This window comes from Brevibacillus invocatus (genome assembly GCF_003710915.1).
Taxonomy (GTDB): Bacteria; Bacillota; Bacilli; order Brevibacillales; family Brevibacillaceae; genus Brevibacillus; species Brevibacillus invocatus.
Map to the genome: position 1 here is coordinate 1 of NZ_RHHR01000020.1, position 20,294 is coordinate 20,294.

23 protein-coding genes, 1 other RNA gene and 1 pseudogene are annotated in these 20,294 nt (G+C 48.5%); 6 read left to right on the plus strand and 19 right to left on the minus strand.

The annotated features are described in order from the left end of the window. Positions 1-64: 64 nt before the first annotated feature. The 6 genes from recR to EDM52_RS12985 form a co-directional block, all read right to left on the minus strand. Positions 65-661, minus strand: a complete 597-nt coding sequence (recR, locus tag EDM52_RS12960) for a recombination mediator RecR (protein WP_122909409.1) — start codon at positions 659-661, stop codon at positions 65-67. A gap of 30 nt (positions 662-691) precedes the next feature. Continuing rightward, positions 692-1,003, minus strand: coding sequence for a YbaB/EbfC family nucleoid-associated protein (locus tag EDM52_RS12965; RefSeq protein WP_122909410.1), 312 nt, complete (start codon positions 1,001-1,003; stop codon positions 692-694). Positions 1,004-1,028: 25 nt separating this feature from the next. Continuing rightward, positions 1,029-2,741, minus strand: coding sequence for a DNA polymerase III subunit gamma/tau (gene dnaX / locus EDM52_RS12970; protein WP_122909411.1), 1,713 nt, complete (start codon positions 2,739-2,741; stop codon positions 1,029-1,031). A 148-nt stretch (positions 2,742-2,889) separates the two neighbouring features. Beyond that, a complete protein-coding gene (locus tag EDM52_RS12975) occupies positions 2,890-4,320 on the minus strand; it encodes a PAS domain-containing sensor histidine kinase (RefSeq protein ID WP_122909412.1) in 1,431 nt (476 codons plus the stop codon). A gap of 241 nt (positions 4,321-4,561) precedes the next feature. Further along, positions 4,562-4,826: signal recognition particle sRNA large type (gene ffs / locus EDM52_RS12980), an RNA gene on the minus strand. 92 nt (positions 4,827-4,918) lie between these two features. Then, positions 4,919-6,427 (minus strand): HD domain-containing phosphohydrolase, encoded by a 1,509-nt coding sequence (locus EDM52_RS12985; RefSeq protein ID WP_245996890.1) that lies wholly within the window; start codon positions 6,425-6,427, stop codon positions 4,919-4,921. A gap of 285 nt (positions 6,428-6,712) precedes the next feature. Between EDM52_RS12985 and EDM52_RS12990 the strand changes: the two are divergent. Beyond that, positions 6,713-7,629 (plus strand): annotated as a pseudogene (locus tag EDM52_RS12990) (EamA family transporter). Between the two features lie 12 nt (positions 7,630-7,641). Here the strand turns inward: EDM52_RS12990 and EDM52_RS12995 are convergent. Continuing rightward, the gene (locus EDM52_RS12995; protein WP_122909413.1) at positions 7,642-8,526 is read right to left on the minus strand and encodes a DMT family transporter; all 885 of its coding nucleotides are present in this window, start codon (positions 8,524-8,526) and stop codon (positions 7,642-7,644) included. Positions 8,527-8,638: 112 nt separating this feature from the next. Next, a complete protein-coding gene (locus EDM52_RS13000; protein ID WP_122909414.1) occupies positions 8,639-9,286 on the minus strand; it encodes a DedA family protein in 648 nt (215 codons plus the stop codon). 241 nt (positions 9,287-9,527) lie between these two features. Here EDM52_RS13000 and EDM52_RS13005 point away from each other — a divergent pair, with 241 nt between their 5' ends. Next, on the plus strand, positions 9,528-9,839 hold the full coding sequence (locus tag EDM52_RS13005; RefSeq protein ID WP_122909415.1) for a DUF4870 domain-containing protein: 312 nt from the start codon (positions 9,528-9,530) through the stop codon (positions 9,837-9,839). A 65-nt stretch (positions 9,840-9,904) separates the two neighbouring features. Here EDM52_RS13005 and EDM52_RS13010 read toward each other — a convergent pair whose 3' ends face one another. The 9 genes from EDM52_RS13010 to EDM52_RS13050 all read right to left on the minus strand — a co-directional run bounded on the left by EDM52_RS13010 (position 9,905) and on the right by EDM52_RS13050 (position 15,939). Beyond that, a complete protein-coding gene (locus tag EDM52_RS13010; RefSeq protein ID WP_122909416.1) occupies positions 9,905-10,294 on the minus strand; it encodes a rhodanese-like domain-containing protein in 390 nt (129 codons plus the stop codon). A 21-nt stretch (positions 10,295-10,315) separates the two neighbouring features. After that, on the minus strand, positions 10,316-10,582 hold the full coding sequence (locus EDM52_RS13015; protein ID WP_122909417.1) for a metal-sensitive transcriptional regulator: 267 nt from the start codon (positions 10,580-10,582) through the stop codon (positions 10,316-10,318). Between the two features lie 57 nt (positions 10,583-10,639). Beyond that, complete coding sequence (locus EDM52_RS13020; RefSeq protein ID WP_122909418.1) at positions 10,640-11,122, minus strand: DsrE/DsrF/DrsH-like family protein; 483 nt, start codon at positions 11,120-11,122, stop codon at positions 10,640-10,642. Positions 11,123-11,318: 196 nt separating this feature from the next. After that, a complete protein-coding gene (locus tag EDM52_RS13025; RefSeq protein WP_122909419.1) occupies positions 11,319-12,470 on the minus strand; it encodes an MBL fold metallo-hydrolase in 1,152 nt (383 codons plus the stop codon). A 30-nt stretch (positions 12,471-12,500) separates the two neighbouring features. Further along, entirely contained in the window at positions 12,501-12,896 is a 396-nt protein-coding gene (locus EDM52_RS13030; RefSeq protein WP_122909420.1) for a DsrE/DsrF/DrsH-like family protein, read from the minus strand. Positions 12,897-12,935: 39 nt separating this feature from the next. Further along, positions 12,936-13,520: a sulfurtransferase TusA family protein gene (locus EDM52_RS13035; RefSeq protein ID WP_122909421.1), complete on the minus strand. Its 585-nt coding sequence runs from the start codon at positions 13,518-13,520 to the stop codon at positions 12,936-12,938. A 335-nt stretch (positions 13,521-13,855) separates the two neighbouring features. Further along, positions 13,856-14,281 carry an arsenate reductase (thioredoxin) gene (arsC, locus tag EDM52_RS13040; protein WP_122909422.1) on the minus strand — a complete coding sequence of 142 codons (426 nt, stop codon included), beginning with the start codon at positions 14,279-14,281 and terminating at the stop codon, positions 13,856-13,858. A 15-nt stretch (positions 14,282-14,296) separates the two neighbouring features. Continuing rightward, the gene (locus tag EDM52_RS13045; RefSeq protein WP_122909455.1) at positions 14,297-15,589 is read right to left on the minus strand and encodes an arsenic transporter; all 1,293 of its coding nucleotides are present in this window, start codon (positions 15,587-15,589) and stop codon (positions 14,297-14,299) included. A 26-nt stretch (positions 15,590-15,615) separates the two neighbouring features. Further along, positions 15,616-15,939 (minus strand): ArsR/SmtB family transcription factor, encoded by a 324-nt coding sequence (locus EDM52_RS13050; protein WP_122909423.1) that lies wholly within the window; start codon positions 15,937-15,939, stop codon positions 15,616-15,618. A gap of 142 nt (positions 15,940-16,081) precedes the next feature. Between EDM52_RS13050 and EDM52_RS13055 the strand changes: the two genes are divergently transcribed. From EDM52_RS13055 to EDM52_RS13065, 4 genes are read left to right on the plus strand one after another with little or no spacing between them, the layout of a single operon-like run. Next, positions 16,082-16,531, plus strand: coding sequence for a MarR family winged helix-turn-helix transcriptional regulator (locus tag EDM52_RS13055; protein WP_122909424.1), 450 nt, complete (start codon positions 16,082-16,084; stop codon positions 16,529-16,531). A gap of 52 nt (positions 16,532-16,583) precedes the next feature. Continuing rightward, entirely contained in the window at positions 16,584-17,450 is an 867-nt protein-coding gene (locus EDM52_RS13060) for a permease (RefSeq protein ID WP_122909425.1), read from the plus strand. A 14-nt stretch (positions 17,451-17,464) separates the two neighbouring features. After that, positions 17,465-17,602 carry a hypothetical protein gene (locus EDM52_RS24695; protein WP_183185070.1) on the plus strand — a complete coding sequence of 46 codons (138 nt, stop codon included), beginning with the start codon at positions 17,465-17,467 and terminating at the stop codon, positions 17,600-17,602. 18 nt (positions 17,603-17,620) lie between these two features. Next, positions 17,621-18,136, plus strand: a complete 516-nt coding sequence (locus EDM52_RS13065; protein WP_122909426.1) for an arsinothricin resistance N-acetyltransferase ArsN1 family A — start codon at positions 17,621-17,623, stop codon at positions 18,134-18,136. Positions 18,137-18,200: 64 nt separating this feature from the next. On the opposite strand, the gene EDM52_RS13070 is transcribed toward EDM52_RS13065, so the two are convergent. Further along, the gene (locus tag EDM52_RS13070; protein WP_221175548.1) at positions 18,201-19,607 is read right to left on the minus strand and encodes an amino acid permease; all 1,407 of its coding nucleotides are present in this window, start codon (positions 19,605-19,607) and stop codon (positions 18,201-18,203) included. A 46-nt stretch (positions 19,608-19,653) separates the two neighbouring features. Further along, complete coding sequence (locus EDM52_RS13075; protein WP_122909427.1) at positions 19,654-20,289, minus strand: YitT family protein; 636 nt, start codon at positions 20,287-20,289, stop codon at positions 19,654-19,656. Positions 20,290-20,294: the final 5 nt, after the last annotated feature.

Consider the following 20,294-nt stretch of genomic DNA (forward strand, 5'->3'; position numbering starts at 1 on the left):
GCAATTATGAAATTGATTCATATAGTAAAAAAAAGACAGGGTCTCCCTGTCTTCTCTACATTCGCTATAGCTCGCGCCGACCTTCCAGCGCCTTGGTCAATGTCACTTCATCCGCATATTCCAGATCTCCACCTACTGGCAGTCCGTGTGCAATCCGCGTCACGCGAATGCCAAAGGGCTTGATCAGCCGCGAAATGTACATGGCTGTCGCTTCACCCTCGATATTCGGATTGGTCGCCAGGATGACCTCCTTCACCTGCTCGTCGCTCAGTCGCTTCAAGAGATCAGGAATCTTGATATCCTCCGGTCCAATGCCGTCCATCGGGGAAATAGCTCCGTGGAGCACGTGGTAATACCCTTCAAATTCTCGAGTCCGCTCCATTGCCACGACATCTTTTGGTTCTTGAACCACACAGATGGTCGAGCCATCCCGTCTCTTATCCCGGCACAGATGGCACGGGTCCAGATCCGTGATGTTGTTGCAGACCGAGCAATAGTGCAGCTGGCGTTTGGCGTTGACCAGAGCCTTTGCCAGATCCAACACGTCGTCTTCTTTCATGTTGAGGACGTAAAAGGCAAGACGTCCTGCCGTTTTTTGCCCAATACCGGGCAGCTTCATAAAGCCTTCAATCAACTTGGATACCGGTTCTGGATAGAACATCGTGTGTTTACTCCTTCAGCTTGCCTGAAATTAGAACAGACCCGGGATGTTCATTCCTCCGGTAAAGCGTCCCATTTCCTTGCCCATCAGCTCATCAGCCTTGCGCATCGCATCATTCACAGCGGCCAGAACCAGGTCTTGCAGCATTTCAACATCCTCTGGGTCTACCACTTCCGGCTTGATCACGATATCTTTAACGGTTTTGTGGCCATCTACAGTCACCGTTACGGCACCGCCACCAGCAGAGCCTTCTACCGTTTTATCTTTCAAGCCTTCTTGCGCTTTTTGCATCTCTTCCTGCATTTTTTTCACTTGTTTCATCATTTGTTGCATGTTTTTCATTGGGGTATCCTCCTTTGATATCTTCCTAATCTTTTACTTCTATGAGTCCTTCACCGACGAGCTTGATCGCTTCGGCTAGAAAAGGGTCCTGCTCCTCCTCTACAGGCGTATCCGCTTGCGAGGAGGTTTGCTCGACCGACTGCCACTCCTCTTCCATGACGGAAAGAAGCTGCAATGGTCTTCCCAATACGCTCTGCATGACCCTTTCAACTACACTCTTCAGCTCAGGCTCCATCGTCTTATCACAATGTATGGGACTTTTGAAGGTAACGACCACCGCATCGGCTCCGGCAGCGACCGGTTGACCATTGACCAGCCATGCCTGATGCTGGATTTTGATCTTTTTCAGGTCGACCAATATCTGACTCCATTGACCTTGCACCTGTCTGGTCAGGTTTTGATCCATTGCCTTGGCTACCTCACGTACCTTGTTCAACGGTGTACGAGAGCCGCCAGTCGCCGCATTTGCCCGCCTTGGCTCCGCTTTGCGCGATTCCTCGGCTTTGCTCGGCGCCTGAATGCTTACCTGCCCCTGTATGACCTGCACCAGCCGCTCCTCCAGGACACGAATTCGATCCGATAGGCTAGCGATTTCTCCCGCATCGGCAGGGGAGACTCCAGCAGCTGCGCCGTTCGGCATCGACATGGATTGCTCGACGGGCTGACACAGCTTGACCAGCGTCAACTCCACCAATACCCTGGCATAGGTTGACCATTTCAATTGGGACAAGGCCTGATTGCAAACCTCAATCTTGGCGTACAAATCTGGCAGCGTATATTTTTGCGCCACTTGAGCGAACTGGTCATCAAGCATCGTGCGCTCCACGATCTCTTCCAATTGAGGGGCAGCCTTGAGCAGCAGCATATCTCGATAGTAGTACAGAAAATCATGCAGGAACTGTTCAGGGTCTTTCCCTTGCACCATGACCTGATCGAACTGCTCCATCACTTTTGCGACATCTCGTTCGACGATATGTCCTGCCAGTACGGAGAAGTACGATTGGGCAACCGTACCCGTAATCTGCATGATGTCACTCGCCCGAACCTCGTCCTGGCTAAAGCTGATTGCCTGATCCAGCAAGCTCAGCGCATCACGCGCTCCACCCTCCGCCATCTTTGCCACCAGCTGAAGCGCCTGGTCCTCTACGCGTACTCCCTGCGACTCGCAAATCTTCTTTAAAAGATTCACCATGACCTGCAACGGGATTCGGTGGAAATCAAAGCGCTGACAGCGGGAGATGATCGTCGCTGGCAGCTTGTGTGGCTCCGTTGTGGCAAGGATGAAAAGCACGTGCGAAGGAGGTTCCTCCAGTGTTTTCAAAAGCGCATTGAACGCCTCCGTCGTCAGCATATGCACTTCATCGATAATGTACACTTTGTACTTGACGTCACTGGGGGCAAATTTCACTTTATCGCGAATGTCCCGAATTTCCTCCACACCACGGTTGGAAGCGGCGTCGATCTCCAGTACATCCGTCACCGATCCGTCCGAGATGGCTTTGCACGTAGAGCACTCGTTACACGGCTCACCATCCCGAGGCTGTTCACAGTTGACTGCCTTGGACATGATTTTTGCTGCACTTGTTTTACCCGTACCACGGGGACCATTGAACAAATAGGCGTGGGAAAGCCTACCTTCGCGCAACGCATTACGCAAGGTGATCGTCACATGTTCTTGTCCGACTACATCTTCAAATCTCTGCGGTCGGTATACGCGATACAGCGCGGTATAAGCCATGTTCGTGTGACACTCCCCATCTGCACAGTCCTCTTCCATATCCTATATAGTATACACCATTGGCATAGTTCGTACAAAACGCTCTTGCACACAGAAAAAAAGTCCCGTCACGGGTTGTGAGCGGGGACGTGTCATGTCTATCACTGTCCTATAAATACGGCAGCAGGATGTGAAAGGTGGTTCCGAAGCCTTTGGAGGAAACGCGAATCTGCCCCCCAAGGTCGTGAATGATTTTTTGGCATACCGACAATCCCAGTCCTGTACCCTCTTCCTTCGTCGTGAAAAACGGGTCAAAAATCTTATCGATGATGTAGAGGGGGATGCCCGGACCTGTATCCCGTATATCGATGCTCATCTTGTCCCCATCATGGTCGATATGATGGGAAATTTGCAGTGTACCCTGTTCTCCCATCGCTTCAATTCCGTTTTTGCAAATATTGATAAACACCTGCTTGAGCAGTTCAGTATCCCCTACAACCAGTGGCAGCTTGCCTCGGGAAGTGAGCTTGACCTCGACGCCATAGAGATGCGCCTGTGACTCCACGATCGGCAGAATTTCCTCAAAGACGATGTTGAGATCGACGATGGAATACTGCACGTCACGTGGCTTGCTCAAGAGTAAAAACTCGCTTACAAGCGAATTGATCCGGTTGATTTCCGTCAGCATGATCTCTGTGTAGGTCTTTTCACGATCCATCCCACTCTCGCTAAACGACTGCAGAAACATCTGCAAAAACCCTTTGATGGATGTAAGTGGATTGCGTATCTCATGCGCCGTCCCGGCAGCGATTTGACCGATCATGGCCAGACGTTCATTTCGTTCGATTTTTTGCTCAAAGGAACGCAGGTTGGTGATGTCTTTGAACAAGACAAAGGCCCCAACCGTTTTCCCTGTCTCGTCCTGCAGCGAATTCGCGTCGACAATCAACTCATAGCGCTGCTTATCATTCGACCACGACGTGGCGATGTTATGTAGCTTTACGCCGTCCAACCACTCTTTTTTGATCAAGCGATGCTGTTCGGGTACTCCGGCAAACAGTTGGTCGACATGCTTGTTCAGGACCTGCAGTCGATCCATTCCCAATAATTTGCATGCTGTTTGACTTGCTTCGACAATCCGTGCTTCTCCATCCAAAACAAACAACCCGAGACTGGTATCATGCGTCAATTTTGAGACAATTCGCCCAGTCAAGTCTTGTCCCGTATCTTTTCCCAGTTGGAAAAAATGAATCAGGTACAAGGATTCCTCGGCATCCTGATGCAGAATGAATACTGGAGCTGTTTTCTCGTTCCCCCAATGGTCCTTCCACTGGACTTCTACAAAAGCTTCAGACTCACTTTCCTTATACAGCAGTTCCTCGTACAACTTCTCTACCGAACCGTGATGAGGAAGTATCTTTTGCACAGACTGTTGCAGCAGTTGTTCACGAAAAAATCCAGTCACACGAAGCATTTGTTCGTTTGCTTCCACGATTCTACCCTCTTGATCGACCAATAAAACGGCAGTAGGCAGTTGATACATGAACTGCTGCAATCGATCGGACGAGCCGACGAGGTTTAAAGAAAAAGACGTACTCACAGCTTGTCCCCCCTGACCTATGACGTACTTTATCGTGCAGGAAAGCATATCGTAATTGCCCTCTTTGAGAATTTCGTGATAATACAATAAAAACCTGCCCTTGATACTCAGGTGCAGGTGGGAAATGTTTCGCTAGTTCTCGCCAAAAATCAACAAAATAGCTCGTTTTTTGCCCGTGAAATACAAAAATGGCCTGTCCTCTCTACGAAGACACACCATTACTCTCATTCATATGAAGGTACCGTGCACCTATCTTCGATACTCCACATCCGAGCGTTACTTGTGGTAGCAGCTCAGACCAGGCTACCCTGCGGCACACGTGATGATCCACTTATGGCTGCTTCCTTCCGGACCTGACCAGATTCATGGGTTCACGTTGCACAGGACCCGCTCCTCAACACCGCCGCCATAAGGCAGCCTCACATGAGAAGACCTATGATAGGAATTCAACCCTGCTATTGCGGATTGCAGGTTACAGGGCACCGCAACCTCCCCGTCTAGCACGGCACAATTAGAATACCAGAGATACGGGCTGATAGCAAGGCGTAAACCCATCCAATGCAGGGGAAGCTTCCCTGTTCAGGGGAATAACCACCATCTATGGATGATCCCCATCCCTTTGTTTTACTTGAAGGGAGCCTTTGTCATACGCTTGCTTGAAAAAGCTGACGACATTCGGATCAAACTGGGTATGGGAGCAACGAAGGATCTCTTCATAGGCTGCCCGGGGTGAAACCGCCTGTTTGTAAGAACGGGTAGAAATCATAGCATCAAAGGTGTCGGCCACAGCCAGTATGCGGGCGATCAGCGGTATTTCTTCACCTTTCAGCTGTTTGGGATACCCTCTCCCGTCCCAACGCTCATGGTGATAGCGAACTCCCGGACTGACGTGGGCAAGACTTTCGATCTGCTCTACCATGTCCGCGCCGATGGTTGGGTGAAGCTTGATTCTCTCATATTCTTCCTTTGTCAGCTTGCCCTCTTTGAGCAGAATATGATCTGGAATGGCAACCTTGCCTATATCGTGCAGCAAGCCGGCATACCGTAAATCATCGCGTGGAAGCAAATGCTTGTGCTCCTCCCCCATTTGATCGTAGATCGCCAAAGCATATTGGGCTACGCGCTCCGTGTGACCGGCTGTATAGGAATCCTTCATTTCTACGGCTAGGTAAAAACTGCGCACAATTTGATCCAAACCTGCTCGCGAAACCTTTGCCAGAGAAATCGGAGGCGAATACCTGGCGTGATTAGAATCTTCACTCCTCCAAAACAGATAGAATGTGTATGCCACCGATAGGATGATCAAAATAACAATTCCGAAGAACATCAGACGCAGGCGAAGGAGGTGATGATCGATTTCTTCCCCCTGCAACAATTCGTAGTATACATACCCGCTATTAGGTGAAGCCTGATGGTAGGCATGTACCCAACTCTCGTTGATTAGAAAAGAAAACGTGCTCTCCTGACTTGAAGCGTTTGCGCCGAAATGGATGCTGAAGTCTTCGTAATTAGGGAGTTCATGAACTTTTTTTCCCATGAAAGTCGGGTTGCTATGGAGCAGTATCCTCTCATCAGGGGTAACTACCATCAGCTCATGAGGCTTGTATGATTGTAGGGAAGTCACCCATTGGTAGAGCTTATCCAGATGGATCTCTACCAGCAAGGCGGCATAGGAATGTCCGTCATGATTTTCAACGCGTTGGGATAAATAGATCGTTTTTTCCTCATTCATTGGGTTGTTCCCATACAGCCAAATTGTCTCATGCCCCCAGCCTACGCTTTCTCGTTGGAGTTGAATTCTGCTCAGGGCATTTCCATCCCAGCCTGTTTCTGGCCACAAGGAAAAAATCTTTCCATCGTCTCTGAGCAAATGTATATTTCCAATCGCTTCGTGCAGGCGGTAAAAAGGTTTTAATCGTTCATTCATCACCTGAGGATCTGTCGGTTCTTTTTCAGCCGACTGCATTTCCGGTGTATCCATTAAAAATCTTGTCTCTTTTGCAATTCCATTAAAAAATTGAGATAATCGTTCGTCGATTAGCTCCATCTGACTGCTAACGCTGGTCTTATATTGCGTAATGACAGCCTTGCGAGCTTCTTTAAACAAAAGAAAACTGCAGATTATGAGAATGGAGAGCAGACTCACTAAAAACAATATTGCTAATAGTCGGGCATTGAACTTTGAAAACACCAGCCTCCTCCTTCTTCGTCTGCGCTCTAGGCTGAACGATGTGTCACTTGCGAAGTCAGATCGCATCATTTCCTTATTTCCACGGAAAAGGGATCTATAAACCTTTTTTTCCCTATTATTTCAAGGAGAATGGACTTTTTCCTAAACACGTATTATTCTAGCTACTGGATTGTCTGAAGCTATTCATAAGGAGATACAAACATGAAATATATACTCCTGGTCTTTATCGGGGCTTGCAGCTATGGAATCCTGTCAACCATCGTCAAGCTCGCATACAGTCAAGGATATTCTGCTGCTGAAGTCATCGGCGGCCAGATGGTATTCGGTTTCCTGCTAACCTGGCTACCTGCTCTCTTTTTTTGCGTACCAAGCCACCCAAGCACTTGCTGCTGCTCTTGACGGCAGTCGGACTCGTGGTCGGTACGACTGGCATTATGTATTACAACGCTTTGCAGTACATTCCCGCTTCCCTGGCGATTCTGCTGCTGTTTCAATTTACCTGGATGGGTGTACTCGCAGAATCGATCATGTCCCGCAAGCTCCCGGACAAGCTGACTCTTGCCTCGTTGATCTTGCTGATCGTGGGGACGATACTGGCAGGAGGTCTGTTGGAGAATGGAGGACTTGCACAGTTTCATCTGGTCGGCGTATGGTTTGGTTTGCTGTCTGCTGTGTCCTATACGCTTTTCATCATTTTCAGTGGCAAAACAGCCTTGTCCGTCAATCCCTGGCTGCGAAGCTCCAGCATGTCCACGGGATCGCTGTTGCTCACCTGTCTGATCTATCCACCTGTTTTCCTCATTGATGGGACGCTTTTGGACGGTCTGTTCCCTTATGTTTTCTTACTCGCACTGTTTGGGGTGCTGATTCCTACTGCCTGCTTTAATTTTGGCGTACCGCATGTCGGAGCAGGAATGGCGGCCATTCTGGGTGCAGCTGAATTGCCCATGGCGGTCTTCGCATCATCCATTTTTTTGCATGAGACTGTAACCTGGCTGCAGATTTCCGGTGTTATTGTCATCCTGCTTGGCATCGTGCTGCCCAAGCTGCTTCAACGCAGAAAAATCAAACCTGCCGCAACTTCTTACCAGACAAAAAACCCACCTGAGTGGAGCTAAAAGCTTCACGACTCAGGTGGGTTTTTGATGATCTCCCAGCTCTGTTATATAAATGCCCGCGAGCATGAGGGCCACTCCTGTCCATACGATCGGGGTAACGGGTTCTCCCCATAGCAGCCACGAAAAGAGAAAAGCAAATACCGCCTCAAGCGACAGCAGGATACTGACGTGCACCGGAGGAGAAAATTGCTGTGCCTTGATCTGTACGATGTAAGCAAGCAGGGTCCCAATCAAGCAATCAAACAGAAAGGCAAACCATCCATAAGAGCTGAGCGGTTGTGGAAGTGGCTCGACGAACAAGGCAATCGCCAGATCGATCACACCTACCACCAAAAGTTGAATCATAACAAAATTCAGGGAATCGACATCTTCCCGCTGCTCGTATAGGCGATCCACCAGCAAAATATGAAGGGCAAAGAAGATCGCACACAAAAACACCAGAAAATCCCCAAACGAGATGCCTGTCCATCCCTCATCCCCTGACAGACAAGTCAATCCCGCAAAGGCAAGCAAGCTTCCGATGACCGCCCCTTTTCCTACGGGCTTGCGTCGCCAAAAAAAGTAGAGAAACGGTACAAGGATGACGTTTGTCCCCGTAATGACCCCGGCTTTTCCCGGTGTCGTCCGATCAATCCCCAGGATTTGAAACGTAAACGCTGCACAGAGTACGATACCGCAGATGATCCCCTGCACCCAGACATCACGACTGACCTTTTTCAACCGCCTCCAGACGAATGGCAGCAAAAGAAAGGCCGCTAACAAAAAGCGTGTGCCCAGAAAGTAAAAGGGCGTCATCTCCGTCAAAATATCTTTGCTCAAAACAAAGGTGTATCCCCAGGCCAACGCGATGAAAAACAAAGATAAATCAGCCCAGATCAATTGTTTCTTGGTTGCCACTGTATCGCTCCTCCATGCAGGGCTCTCCCCTGGCTTTCATGGAAAATATTTTATCACCATTCGCAGAGGAGAGCGTCTATCAATTTTCTGCGCAACCCTACAAAAATCTGTATTAGCAATCAGGGTCCTGATTGGAGCTGACCACCTGTTTTTGAGCTTTCGATGCTTTGAATCTTCGATATCCGAATATCCCTGCCACACCTACCACTACGAGTATAGCGACGCCGATCCCCATATCCTGTGTAAACATTTTGAGGAAGGCATCCATGTCAGACGCATTGTCTCCCACAACATAACCGACGAAAAACAGGACCAAAGTCCACACAAAACCAGTCGTATAAGAAAACATCGCATAGCGACGAAATGTCATTTTTCCGATCCCAACCAGATAGGGAACCACATGTCTCACTACAGGCAGGAAATAACTGATACACAACGCATAGCTGCCGTATCGCTCCAGCAGCGACTGTGCGCGATCTACGTGCCTGCTCATCCCTTTTTTCTTGCTAATCCAATTTAATGCCGGCGCACCAAGTGCTCTACCCAGAACGTATCCGAGCGATAGTCCTGAAACGACCCCCAGATAGGTGGCGATAAATGCCGGAACAAAGCTGAGTATTCCCAGCGAAGTCAACACCCCTGCTGATAAGACAATCACCTCATCAGGGATGGGCATTCCCACAATACCGAGCCATAGCGTGAAAAATAGAGCTGGATATCCAAACTGACTCACGGATTCACTCAGCATTTCAACACTCATTTCTTTTTGTTCCTCCTATCCTTCTCAAGGGATATCCATCTTCCGAATGGTACAAAGCTTAACCGCCTTTGCCCAATATACTTGCAACCCATACGACAAAGCGACTTGTAAATATTAACAGAAACAGACAGTCCGTCTCAAGTTGGAGTCAAAAATCGCGCTTTTGACGGTATCTGTTGATCTCGAACTTACAGTACAATAGAATCATACAACGGTTCGGTTGAGATGAGGAGGATCATTCATGGATCATAATGGTGTTAAAGCAATCACCCATGCAAGTGCATTTTTTGCCCCGTTTTTGGTACCACTGCTCGTATGGCTGTTGATGCAAGACCGTCATGTAAAAAGCATGGCCCTGCAAGCTCTGCTCTTTCACGTAGGTATCGGTATTTTAATCAGTATTTCCGCAGTTCTTTCCTACATTTTGATCGGTATTCCATTCCTGATCGTTTTCGGCTTGATCGGAATCTACTATCCAATCAAAGGAGTCATCTTCTCGTTGCAAGGCCGCCCATTCCACTACCCGATTATCGGGTCTTTGGTGGGCCACTAATACAAGCTAAAAGACCAGCGTTCGCTCGCTGGTCTTTTTGGTCTGTGATACGAATGGACAGCACCTTATTTCTTTTTTATAGCCCCGCGCCAAGCCATAATGCCTCCACGCAAATGAGCAAGATTGCTGTAGCCATGCTTCTTCAGGATTCTCCCAGCCTGTTTGCTGCGCATGCCGCTTCGGCAATAGAGCAACACTTCATTTTTAGGGGAAATTTCTTTGACCCTGCTGTTGAGCTGCGACAACGGTATATTGATTGCGGAAGGGATATGGCCTGCTTTGAACTCATGCGGTTCCCGTACATCGACGAGCAGTACCTTGCTTTTTTGGTTTACCCGTTCTTTGAATTGGTCGGCATTCAGGTTTTGCAAACCTTTGACCGGAACAAAACGCGTGACCAGAAAATAGGTGAGCAAAGCGTAGACGGCAATCAATAGGATAGTTGTGAAATCCACGTATGCATTCGCCCTTTCTCTTTAGCGACTTTTAACCAGTAGTTCGACTGCTTCTTTCACCATTTTTTCCGGGTCTTTGCCTGCTCCCTCTTCTTCTAATAAACAACGTTGCAAATTTTCCGCAACAATCTGTGCGATCGCTCTGTCAGAGGCATTCCGAACAGCTGAAAGCTGAGCCACTACCTCCTTGCAATTCTTCTGTTCTTCCATCATCCGCAATACGCCGCGAATCTGTCCTTCAATCCTGCGCAAGCGTCTTTTCACATCATCGCCGTAGGTGTAATCCATACTGATTCCCTCCGTTCCATTCATACGTATACTCGTATTATAAACGAAAAAGGAGATTTAGATAAACAGATTCACTTTAGCCTGGTTCGCATCCCCCAGATAGGCTGCAACCCCAGCGTATTCCATGCCATCGATCAGTTCTTCCTTTTGCAGCCCCAAGAGGTCCATCGTCATCGTACATGCTACCAGCTTGACTCCCTGCTCTTGCGCCAATTCGATCAATTGCGGCAAGGACAGCGCATTGTGCTTCTTCATGACGTGCTTGATCATCTCAGGTCCCATACCCATCATGTTCATTTTGGACAAGCCCAGCTTGTTGGCACCGCGTGGCATCATCCAGCCAAACGCTTTTTCCAGGAAGCCCTTGTTCACAGGGACAACCTCGTCCTTGCGCATGGTATTCAGTCCCCAGAAAGTGAAGAAGATCGTGACGTCGTGGTCGTAGGCTGCAGCTCCATTGGCAATGATAAATGCTGCAATGGCTTTATCTAAATCCCCGCTAAACAGGACAATCGTCGTTTTTTCTCTTTGGTTTTCCATGTGAATAATAACCCCTCTCATCATTTTATACTTATACCCCTACCAGTATAATACGGGAGGCGGTCACTATTTTGCAAGTACAAAAATGTACCTATGGATAAAAAGAACCTACTCGCCTCGCAAAGGGTATTCCGACGAGACAAAAAGAGCGAACACCTCGTAACAGGGCTCGCTCCTTTTCATCGAATTAGTCTGGTTATCTGTCGTGAACAGCACAACGGTTTGGTCCAATCTCCATCTCGCGCTGTTCTTCCTCATTAGGCTTGATTTTTCCCATATTTGTCTGACGAATTTCTTGATACGCATTGGGCTGTGGCGGCAATTTTTCCGTAACTGTTCTTCTGAATTCCGTCTCATCCTGAATCAACAAACCCGGGTTGTGCTGATACAGATCCCCCAGTCTAGTCGACACCTGTCCACCTTTACCAAGCTCTGTAATCTTCCCGAAGTGTGCAGGCAGAACGATCAGATCAGGAGATAGCTCTTTGTAGCGCGAATACAAGGTATGGCGCAGATCACCCACCCAATCCTCTGCCAAGCCAGCCAGGTCAGGACGGCCAATGGACTCCACAAAAAGGATGTCTCCTGTCAGCAAATACTGATCGTCGATGATAAACGAGGTACTCCCGATCGTATGCCCCGGGGAGTATATCGGCAGAATCGTGATATCCGTGTTCCCAGCTTTTATGGCCTTGCCATCCTCCAGCTTTTCGTAGGAAAACGTCACCTCAGTAGCGTCTTTCTCCGGTAGCCAGTATGTCGCACCTACCTGATCCGCCAGTTTTTTCCCTCCGGAGATATGGTCAGCGTGCAGATGGGTGTCGATTGTGTGCTTGATCGTAGCCTTATGTTCTTTGGCAAAGGCTTCATACACGTCTGTCATGCGCAGCGTATCAATGACCACGGCTTCCCCTTGAGAAATCACCATATAGGAAAGGCAGCCTTTTCCAATCCGTACGAATTGATACAGCTCTCCACCGTTACGCAGATCCCCGACTTTGACCGGCTCCAGATGCTCACTCCATGCTTTCATCCCGCCCTGGAGATAAAACACTTCGCTTCTTCCCGCTTCGACTATCTGTTCAGCCACAAAGATAGACGAACCCTCTTTTGCACAGACGACCAGCACCTTTTCCCCCTCAGGGATTCGCTCCAGTGCAGGGTCGACTCCGTCCATCAGATCAAAATACGGGATATTGATGATCTCGATGTTATGCCCTTCAATTTTCCAATCGTCAAAGTCGCTCTGATTGCGGACATCCAGGATAAAGAGACGCTCCTGATTGAAGACGATTTTAGCCAATTCATGCGGCGTCATCGCTTGCAATGCTGTTGTTGCAGTAGTCATTGTCAATGTACTCTCCTTCTGTAAATTGGTTTAAAACGACAATGAAATGTTGGCGTCCTTGGCAAAATCAAGAAAGGTTACAGCTCCGCCTACTTCAATCCCGTCTATGAACGCTTCTTTTTGCAAATTCATGACGTCCATGGTCATCTGGCAGGCGATCATTTTGACACCCATCTCTTGAGCCATGCCTACAAGCTCAGGAATCGACGGAACATTGGCTTTTGCAAAACCCTCTGCCATATGTTCTTTCCCTGCTGGCATGGAAAGCTGTTGATTGGCTTGCTTGTGAATCAAGTTTAGTCCTTCAAAGGTAAAGAAGATCGCAACTTCTGCATCCGTTGCTGCAGAAGCAGTGGCAATATTAAACACTTTGTAGGCATCGAACATTCCGCCGTTGCTTGCAATAATCGCTACTTTTGTTGACATGATCAAATCTCTCCCTTGTGTACATGTTTTTTAACTTCTTTATTCATTTGATTCCACGGGACCCTTCCACCCGTTCATTCCGGGCAGTACATTTTTCACACGTGTAAAGCCTTTGTCCGCCAAGACCTGGCAAGCCAAATCACTCCGATTGCCAGATCGGCATACGACGTGAATCTCGTCCTCCGGCTTTAATTCGTTCCACCTTTTCTCCAGCTCTCCAAAAGGAATCGACTTGGCTCCTGGTATGCGGTTAAAAGCATATTCTGCTGGTTCCCGGACATCCAGCACAGTACCTGCTTGGTTGGCAGACAGCTTCTGTTCCAGCTCTTCGCTGGTGATGGTATGCGGAAACTTGGTCTCTGTCTTTGTTTCCTGCGGGCTAGCCTTTCGCAGGTAATGCTTGAGTACGTCCCCATCATGAATCGTACCCAGATAAGCATGTCCGGTATTTTTGGCCCAGCCCTGCATGTCAGCCAGTGAGCCTTTGTCCGTAGCCTGGACCTCCAGTACTTCACCGGGCAGCATGGTCTCGATCCTTTTTTTCGTTTTCACGATCGGCATCGGGCAAGCCAAACCTTTGCAGTCCAATATGTGATTGGCTGGTATTGCTGTTTGTTTGGTCATATGGCATACCTCCCCGTATTATTTTGCCTTCATGCCGTGATCTCCATTCTGGAGGCGGACTGAACTGATCTATACAGGCAATTCTCTGAATGTGGTGATTTGAGCGAGGTCGTCGCACGTATTGTAAATTACATATACCCCTATAGGTATTATATTAGGCTCCTGTTGACTCTTTGTCAATCCTTGTAGTGCTTTTTTGTGTATAGCCAAAAAGAAAACCTCCCGCAGGAGGTGTTTGTTTACATCTGGCTATCTAGCATTGTCGCCTTTTTAATTTCACGAGGCAGGGAACTTCGCCACAGCTCGTTTCGATCGAACCTAACCAGCCGTAAGCCTTATTTAACTTCCTCCAAAAACTGCCTCATTCTTTTTTGAATCGCATCCCGCACCACTCGAAAGCTGTTCATGATCGCTTCCTCCGACCCGGTCGCCTTGGCCGGGTCGTCGAAGCCCCAATGCTGTTTGACCACGTCACGATTGGAAATGACCGGGCAATGCTCGTCGGCATGGCCGCACAGCGTAATGACGTAATCCGCTCTATTCAGTATTTCAGGGTCAATGACATCTGAAGTCTGGCTGCTGATATCGATCCCCGCTTCTTGCATGACCTCCACTGCCCGAGGATTTAGCCCATGTGCCTCAAGCCCTGCGCTTTTTACTTCAAAACGATCTTTCCCCAATTCCTTCATCCAGCCTTCCGCCATCTGGCTACGACACGAATTCCCCGTGCAAAGAAAATACACAAGCGATTTTTCTTTCATAGAAGTCGACCCCTTTTACGAAATGATTTGCAACCATAGATACAGACCCATCAGGGTGATAAACAGCGTCGGTACCGTCAACACGATTCCGGTCTTAAAGTACTGGCCCCAAGTGATGCGCACCCCTTTGCGGGAAAGGACATGCAACCAGAGCAAGGTCGCTAGTGAACCAATCGGGGTGATCTTGGGACCCAGATCGCTGCCGATGACATTGGCGTATACGAGAGCTTCACGAATCACACCTGTCGTCTCCGTTTCCTGGATAGCCAATGCGCCAATCATTACAGTAGGCAGATTATTCATAATGGAGGAAAGAACAGCGGCCAAGAAACCCATACCGACTGTAGCTGCCCACAATCCTTGATGGGCAAATGTCTGGATCAGCTCCCCCAAGGTATCGGTAAGTCCTACATTGCGTAATCCGTACACGACAACATACATGCCGATCGAGAAAACGACGATGGACCAAGGAGCTTCCTTGATCACCTTTTTCGTAGCGATTACTTTGCTGCGTCGCGCATCCAGAACAAAGATGATCGCGGCGATCCCGATAATGAAGGATACAGGAACAGCAATGGATTCACTTGCCAGAAATCCGATGAACAGCAGCCCCAGAATCACCCAGGACAATCGAAAAAGCCGTAGATCCTTCAGCGCTTCACGCGGCTGCTTCAAGGTGGTGATATCGTAATGGGCGGGAATGCTCTTCCGATAAAAGAGGTAGAGAACGAGCAAGCTGGCCCCCAAAGAAAAAAGGTTAGGGACAATCATCCGGGACGCGTATTCCATAAAGCCGATCTCGAAATAATCTGCCGAAACGATATTGACCAGATTGCTGACGACCAGAGGCAATGAGGTCGTATCGGCAATAAACCCGCTCGCCATGATGAAAGGCAAAATCATATGGTCAGGAAACTTCAAGGCCCGTACCTGCGCCAACACAATCGGTGTCAAAATCAACGCTGTACCGTCATTGGTAAAAAAGGCGGATACTACCGCGCCCAGCAGCACCACGTAGACAAACATCAGCGTCCCGTTTCCTTTTGCCAGCCGTGCAATATGCAAGGCGGACCATTCAAAAAAACCGATCTCGTCCAGGATCAATGAAATCAGAATAATGGCTACGAACGCCAAAGTTGCATTCCAGACAATACCGGTCACAGTGATGACATCATCAAAGCTGACAACCCCAAACGCCAAAGCCAAAATCGCCCCGCCTGTTGCCGTCCAGCCGATGCCCAAGCCTTTAGGCTGCCAGATGACGAAGGTAATCGTCAAAGCAAATATGAGAAAAGCCAACCAAACCAACAACTTGATCTCTCCCAACTCTGTCTCTATTCACAGGTGACCAGGAGCCCCTGTTCAGCAAGCCTTTCAAATTCTGCGGAGTAATCAGGCAGATTCCCCAAGGCAAATCGAACCTGTTCCAAACGCTCATGATTCAAGGCGTAAAAAACCCACTGCCCCCTCCTCGTTTCCACCACAAGTCCCGCACTTTTTAAGCGACTCATATGCTTCGATACGGCTGGCTGTGAAATCCCGAAAATCGGGACCAGTTCACAAATACAGCAGTTGCGATGGCTCAACAAACCCACGATCTTCAGCCTGGTAGGATCAGCCAATGCCTTTAGAATGGTCACCAACTGATTGGAATCCATCTCGATGTCAATCCCTCCTTTCTCTTTTACTTCACAACCTAATAGTACTATAACTATATGGTTATTTAAATAAAAAATACAAAAAAACAAGTTGCAAAATGCAATCAAATGGCATATTGTGATGTTGAGGTGAATGAAAAGTATGGATGATCTACGCCAATTGTTTCAAGTGATGACACGCCGCTTCGGTTTTCTCAATAAAAACTGCTGTACTGCTGGGGGATGCGACATATCCCTGGTACAAAGCCATATTCTTTATGAAATCTCTCGCCAACGCCGTCCCTCCATGCAGCAAGTCGCCGAAACATTAGGTACGGATATCACTACATTTAGCCGTCAAATTCAATCCCTGATCAAAATGAATCTCGTGAAAAAAACGCCTGACCCGGAAGATCGCCGCGTATCCTTGCTATCGCTCACTCCGGAGGGAAACTATGTCACCGAGACGATCGATCAGCAGATGAAGCTGTATCTGGAAGAAGTGTTCTCGCACATGAACGCATTCGAAAAAGAAACGGTGATTCGCTCCATTCAATTGTTAAACGAGAGCATGGCGAAATCAGGAAAATGCTGCACTACTCCACTGGGGTAGTCTTCTATTTGATAAATACTTGCATTTTACAACCAAAAAGGGGGATACATATATGTTCATCACATGGCTTCAATCGTTTTTGTCCATCGCCTTTGAATTAACGATCTTGTTTATTGGCATTTCCTTTCTCATCAGCTTGCTTCAAGGCTTGATTCCCTATGAAAAAATAAATCGCTACCTGTCCGGTAACAACACCGTCCTTGGAGTCTTGGCTGCACTCCTGTTTGCTTTCATCACACCCTTTTGCTCCTGCTCCACCATTCCTGTAGTGGTCAATCTGTTGAATAAAAAGGTGCGCTTCGGTATCGTCATGGTCTTTCTATTCTCATCACCGGTTCTGGACCCGACGATTATCACGCTGATGGGAGCCATGCTCGGGATAAAAGTAGCTGTCGCTTACACTGTTATCACGTCGATCCTATCTGTCGCAATTGGTCTGACACTGGAAAAGCTGGGCTTTGAAAAAGCGGTCAAACAAGTGGTGATGACCGGGTACGAAGAAAAGACACAGCGATTCAGCTGGACGACTGCATGGGCGGAAACCTTCAGTATGATGAGGACCGTTTACCCGTACCTGATCGCCGGAGCTGCGATCGGTTCTGTCATCCACGGTGTCGTTCCCGCTGATTGGATTTCCTCCGTACTGGGTGGTGAGCAATGGTGGCTGGTTCCCATAGCTGCAGTGATCGGCATTCCCTTGTACATCCGGCTTTCCATGATGATCCCCATGTCGCAAATCCTGCTCGCCAAAGGAATGGCACTCGCTCCTGTCATGGCCTTGATGATTAGTTCCGCTGGAGCGAGCCTGCCTGAGATTGCATTGCTCGGCGCGATTTTCCAGAGACGACTGGTGGTGGCCTTTATCGTGTCTGTTCTGATCATGGCTACACTATCTGGCTACCTGTTTTATTTCTTGTAAAGGAGGTGAAAACAATGACAATCTGGAACCATCTATTGGGCAAGAAGCAAGACGCATGCTGCGACATCAAGATCGAAGATGTCCAAAGTGAAGAAAGCGCATGCTGCGAAGAATCAGAGCAAAATAACTGCTGCGAAAAGAACGAAATGTAGGCATTTGGAGGGAAGGTCATGCAGGAAATACGCATCCGTCACGCAGAGGCTCGTGATTTGGAACAAATTCGGCTCATCTACAACCAAGGTATCGAAGATCGCATCGCTACCCTGGAGCTGGATCAAAAAGACATGGTCTATATGACGAGCTGGTTTGGCGAGCATCAGGGGAGGTATTCGGTGCTGGTGGCTGAAATGGCTGATGTTGTGGTCGGCTGGGCTTCATTAAACCGCTATTCTCATCGCTGTGCGTACGACGGTGTAGCTGACCTTTCCATTTACGTGGAGCGCAGCTTCCGAGGTCATGGTGTCGGCCAGCATCTTCTGGAGCAGTTAGAAAAGAAAGCACATAGCCAAAGCTTTCACAAGATCGTTTTGTTTACCTTCGCCAAGAACCAGCTCGGGCAAGGCCTTTATCGAAAAAGAGGGTTTCGGGAAATTGGTATCTTTGAAAAGCAAGGAATACTCGACGGTCAGTACGTTGATGTCATGGCGATGGAAAAGGTACTGCGCGAATCCCTCCATGCCCAGTAATGGAATAAGAAGCCCTATGATTATCGTGTCGGAACATCCACACCATCATCATAGGGCTATTTTTTTACATTGTTTTCCCTGACTCGTCCTTATTGAGCTGACCCAGCCTTTTCTTGTACTTGGCATAGTAGATCAAAGTGAGAAACAGCAGCCACGGAACCCCTATAATCCACGATATATTCCAAAACTCCGTGTCTAAACCCATCGTGATGAGGATCGCAGCAATCAGCGCAATCCCGATGATTTGCAGGATCGGGAACAGCGGAGCGCGTACCGGAAGCTTTTCTCCACCGCTCAGCTCCCATTGCTTGCGGAATCTCAAGTGAGACAATAGCGTCAACAGCCAGACGTACAAGGCACCGAAAAGTGCGATACCAAACAGGTAGTTGTAGGCCAATGGGCTGATTTTGGAGATGAGCGCCGCTATAGCTACCCCTAGACTGGAGAGCAGGAGTGCGTTGATCGGCGTTCCGTTTTTGGACAGCCTGCCCAATGTATCAGGCGCGTACTGACTGCGAGAAAGAGAGAAGATCATCCGTGATGTCAAATACAGGTTGGTGTTCATACTGGATAGTGCTGCCGTCATGACGACAAAATTCATGATGCCGGCTGCAGCTGTAATGCCGACATGATCAAAGACAAGAACAAACGGACTTTGCGCGATTTCCTTCGCCCCTGCTTGAATCCATGGTACCACCGCAATCATAATGCTCATCGCAAGGAAGTAGAACACGATCAAGCGGAAAACCATCGTCCTCATGGCTCTCGGTACGGCCGAACGAGGATCTTTCGCCTCACCCGCTGTCACGGCAATCACCTCGACCCCGACGAAACTGAAAATGGCCATCAGTACAGCCATCCAGACCCCGCCAAAACCATGCGGCATGAACCCTTCATGCTTTGTAAAATTTTCAAAACCTACGGCTGGTGTACCAATTCCAAAGACAACGGCGATACCAAAAATAATGAACGCAATAATTGCAACCACTTTAATCATGGCAAACCAATACTCAAAGCTGCCGAAATTTTCAACAGAACGAGAGTTGACGTAGATCAGTGCGGCACCAAAACCAAGTGTCCAGATCCAGACGGGGATATCGGGAAACCAATAGGTCATATAAATCCCTACGGCGACTGCCTCTCCTCCGACAGCGATTACTTGTGCAGCCCAGTATGTCCAACGAGAAGTAAAGCCTGCCCAGCCACCGAGGTATTTTTCCGCGTAGACGCCAAACGAACCTGCTGTCGGATGCGCAACTGCCATTTCGGACAGACTGAACATCATGATGACCGCGATGAATGCTGCGATGACATAGCTGAGAATGACGGCAGGCCCCGCGTAACTGATCGCGATAGCACTTCCCATGAACAATCCTGTTCCTATCGCCCCACCCAAGCCAATCATTGTAAGCTGGCCTTTGGTAAGTCCTCTGTGCAGACCTGATTCACGTTCCATAAAGTTGTCTTTCAACCTGGTAACCCCCTTTGTTCGTTCCTAATTCCCAATATTTTGACTATTACGAGGTCACTTCTGCCTTTTCTCCGTAATCACCGCCTTTCCCTGACCACTTGGCGTAACAGACATCGATCGTTTTTCCCGCTATGAGGAGCGAGAGCAACGTATAGATGGAATGTAAAACATCTGTCGTCATCCACGAAGCGATGACAATCAGACTATTGATCGCAATCATGCCGCGTCCAATTGTAAAAGTCGGCCACACTTTATAAATCACAACACTAGCTATATCTACCCCGCCTGTCGTTCCTCCGCCCAGTAGAACAAGCGCAATTCCTACACCGCTGATAGCCCCGCCGAGTAAAGTTCCCGCAATCGGCTGATGCCAGCCAGGCAAGAACTCAAACAGGGACAGGAATAGCGACAGGCTGACCATGCCTCCCAGGCTTCGAATGACGAATTGTCTTCCCACGAACCGATAACCTAACAAAAACAACGGAATATTGAGCAAGAAGTAAATCAGTCCCAAAGAGAGAGGAAGAAGATAGCCAATCAGGATGGCTACCCCTCCCAACCCTGGGGTCATGATGTCATTGGGCTTCAGAAACAGATAGTAGGTAGAAGCCACAATCGCGGTCCCTATAAAGATCAAGCCCCATTCCAGCATTATCTTCTTTTTACGATTGGCCCCGCTCATCCAAA